The organism is Paraglaciecola sp. (assembly GCF_051252315.1).
GTDB lineage: Bacteria > Pseudomonadota > Gammaproteobacteria > Enterobacterales > Alteromonadaceae > Paraglaciecola.
Genome location: NZ_JBPOFP010000224.1, coordinates 1 through 3140 on the forward strand (window position 1 = coordinate 1; position 3140 = coordinate 3140).

5 protein-coding genes are annotated in these 3140 nt (G+C 42.1%); all 5 read right to left on the reverse strand.

Annotated features, from left to right (window positions below; translation table 11 throughout):
• Positions 1–222 (reverse strand): hypothetical protein (locus tag ACSHXM_RS21415; RefSeq protein ID WP_435692390.1); only part of this gene is annotated, 222 nt, incomplete at its 3' end.
• On the reverse strand, positions 195–1706 hold the full coding sequence (gene tnpC / locus ACSHXM_RS21420) for an IS66 family transposase (RefSeq protein ID WP_435692391.1): 1512 nt from the start codon (positions 1704–1706) through the stop codon (positions 195–197). The genes tnpC and ACSHXM_RS21415, both read right to left, overlap by 28 nt.
• A gap of 23 nt (positions 1707–1729) precedes the next feature.
• Positions 1730–2086: an IS66 family insertion sequence element accessory protein TnpB gene (gene tnpB / locus ACSHXM_RS21425; RefSeq protein ID WP_435692393.1), complete on the reverse strand. Its 357-nt coding sequence runs from the start codon at positions 2084–2086 to the stop codon at positions 1730–1732.
• Positions 2083–2367 carry an IS66 family insertion sequence element accessory protein TnpA gene (tnpA, locus tag ACSHXM_RS21430; RefSeq protein WP_435692395.1) on the reverse strand — a complete coding sequence of 95 codons (285 nt, stop codon included), beginning with the start codon at positions 2365–2367 and terminating at the stop codon, positions 2083–2085. Before tnpA ends, tnpB begins: the two co-directional genes overlap by 4 nt.
• A 184-nt stretch (positions 2368–2551) precedes the next feature.
• A partial coding sequence (locus tag ACSHXM_RS21435; RefSeq protein ID WP_435692397.1) for a S1 RNA-binding domain-containing protein occupies positions 2552–3140 on the reverse strand: 589 nt, incomplete at its 5' end.

Below are 3140 nucleotides of genomic sequence, written 5' to 3' on the forward strand. Positions count from 1 at the left end.
AGTATATACTGAATAGCCATAAGTCGATTTTTGGCGGCCTCTACTATCGTTTTTCACATGCCAGCCTGCTTCCCGATCTTTCTTGGGTTCGCCATCTTTACCATTACCCGAGCCTGAACGCGCAGCTTCAATAGGGGTTGCATCGATAATATTTATTCGACCTTCTGACATAATGATGTTTTGAGAGTAAGCGGCTAAACAACCACACTCTTGCAGTTCCAAGGAAGTAACTTATCTATATCTTCTATCGTGTCAGCCAGCGGCAGTTGAGTGAACAGCCGTCTCAGATAAGCATAGGGTTCAAGCCCATTCGCTTTGGCGGTTTCGATGATGCTATATAAATTGGCGCTACTAGCGGCACCTTTTTGGCTCGTACTGAACATCCAGTTCTTTCGGCCAATGACGAACGGGCGGATGCTGTTTTCTGCGCGATTATTATCAATCGGATAGCAACCATCCTCAACGTAGCCCGTTAATCGAGACCATTGATTCTGTAAATAGAACACCGCTTTGCCAATGGCTGTTTTAGGTGGGGTATTGGCGATTGCCTTATCAAGCCACATCCTAAGTTTGCTTAGGATGGCTTTTGATTGTTTTTGTCTTATTTCGTAACGTTGATCTGCGGTAAAATCTTCGCAGGCCTTTTCAACACGATAGAGCTGCTGGATCAGTGAGAGTACTTGGTCTGCCCGGCCTGACTTTCCTTTGACTTGCTGCTTTTTAGCGTCCATAAACTTGCGACGTGCATGTGCCCAACAACCTAAGCGAGTCAGCTGCCTTTCATCGCATACACCTTGATACCCTTCATAGCCATCGACCATCAAAGCGCCTTCAAAATCATTTAGTTTGAGCTTTGGTGTATCACCATTACGGGTCGGTGAGTAGTTGAACAGTACTGCGGGTTGCCCACTTTGCTGCAAGCTACTGATAACCCACATGTAGCTTTTGCTCTGGGCTTTTCGTCCAGGTTCATTGAGTACTTGTACAGGCGTTTCATCCATATGCAAAACGGGCTGTAGTTGCATATGATCTAATAATCGATTAATAATGGTTTGCACTAAATCACCGCAGTGGATCATCCAGTTAGCTAAGCTCGTACGATCTAACTTGATACCATTTCGCTCTAATATAGTGACTTGCCGATACAGCGGTAATGCATCTGCATATTTACTGGTCGCGATGTATGCTAGAAGTCCTGCAGAGGCGATGCTTTTCTCAATAGCCTGTCTTGGCTTCTTGGCGGTAACGACGTAGCTATCACAGCAAGGACAAGCATACTTTTGGCGAAGGTGACGTAAGACTTTAACTTTAGCGGGGATAATATCGAGTTGTTCATGTTGTTCGTTGCCAATGAGCTTTAACGCACTGCCATCGTGAGGACAGAACTTTTCTGCATCCTCTAAATCGTAAATAATCTCTTCACGCGGCAATTCCGCAGGGAGTGAGATGCGCTTTTTCTTACGGCGCTTATGCTCAGGAACAACAATATCAGATAACGTTAATTGTGACTCAAGATCGGTATATTCTTCTGTCTCATTGAATAATGACACTTGTTCAGCCGCTGGAAGCTTTTCACTTTTGCTGCCAAACTGTAGCGCACGGAATTGCTCAAGCATGCTTTCAAGCAACTCAATACGCCGATCTTTACGCACTAAATCTTCGCGTAAATTATTAACTTCAGTTTCAATATCAACAGGATTATTCATGCTGATATTATACTATCTTTGACCTAGCTAAGCTGCGTATATTGCTGTGATTTATGCGGTTTCATGCTATTTATATCAAAGCCACGTAGTAACCAATTCATCTGTTCACTATCCAATTTTATTACTTGGTCAGCATGCTTTTTTGGCCATTGGAATTTGTCTTTTTCAAGACGTTTATACCACAAACAAAAGCCTGTTTTATCCCAGTACAACAACTTGAGTTTATCTCGCCCTTTATTACAAAAGACAAACAAACCAGAGCCATAAGGCGAAAGTACCATTTCTTGCTCGACTATAATCGACAAACCATTGATAGACTTTCTAAAATCTACAAAGTTACGGTGTAAATAAACGCGATCAAATTCACTTAATCCCCTCATGTTTGTAACTCACGTAGCAACTGGGCTATAAATTTAGGGTCGCAGCTATTATCACACTGAAAGGCTATGCCATTGCAGGTAAGCGCTAGAGTTGTAACAGATGGCTTTGTTGTAGGCTTTACCTTAATGAAGGCGGGCTTGGTTTTATTGAACTTGCACTTATAGAAGCTGTAATATTTTGCATTAAGGCTATTCTCACGGCAAAACTGAGCAGCAGTTAACCCCCTACTCGCTTGCTGTTCAACGATGATTTTCCAATCAGCTAATGATCTACGACTCATAGACTTACTCCTCGAAAAAGATGCTAGTGTAATGTGATCAGTTTAGTGCTGGATAGGATGTGGTTCGTTCGGCGCTTACAATACTCTAACGAGATTCTTAGTCTTTAATTGTTAGCAACTTTTGATAGACATAAAAAAACCTCCATTAGGAGGTTTTTTTATGCTAAGAAAACTAATCTAGTGACTAGTCTTCAGTCACATCTTTCATAGATAGTTTAATACGACCGCGTACATCAACATCTAATACTTTCACTTTCACCATTTGATCCATTTGAATGTAGTCAGTGACCTTTTCTACACGCTTGTTATCAATTTGTGAAATATGTACTAGGCCATCTTTACCAGGAAGGATATTAACAAAAGCACCAAATTCTTCTAAACGAACAACTTTACCTTCGTAAATCTTACCGATCTCAGCTTCTGCAGTAATACCTAATACGATATCAGTTGCCGCTTTAGCTGCCGCTTTATCAGATGCGAAGATACGAACCGTACCGTCATCATCTAAATCAATCATTGCACCCGTCTGTTCAGTGATAGAGCGGATAGTTGCGCCGCCTTTACCGATAACATCACGGATTTTCTCAGGATTGATTTTGATCATTGTCATCGCAGGTGCGTTGTCCGGTAATTCTGGACGAGCGTAACCGATAACTTTAGCCATTTCTTGAAGAATATGAACACGTGCGTGTAGCGCTTGCTCAAGAGCGATGTCCATAATCTCTTCAGTAATACCCGTGATCTTGATATCCATTTGCAATGCAGTGATGCCC

Excerpts from the sequence above, each read along its gene's own strand:
- tnpC (WP_435692391.1), bottom strand. The coding sequence starts at position 1,706 with ATGAATAATCCTGTTGATATTGAAACTGAAGTTAATAATTTACGCGAA.
- tnpB (WP_435692393.1), bottom strand. The coding sequence starts at position 2,086 with ATGAGGGGATTAAGTGAATTTGATCGCGTTTATTTACACCGTAACTTT.
- tnpA (WP_435692395.1), bottom strand. The coding sequence starts at position 2,367 with ATGAGTCGTAGATCATTAGCTGATTGGAAAATCATCGTTGAACAGCAA.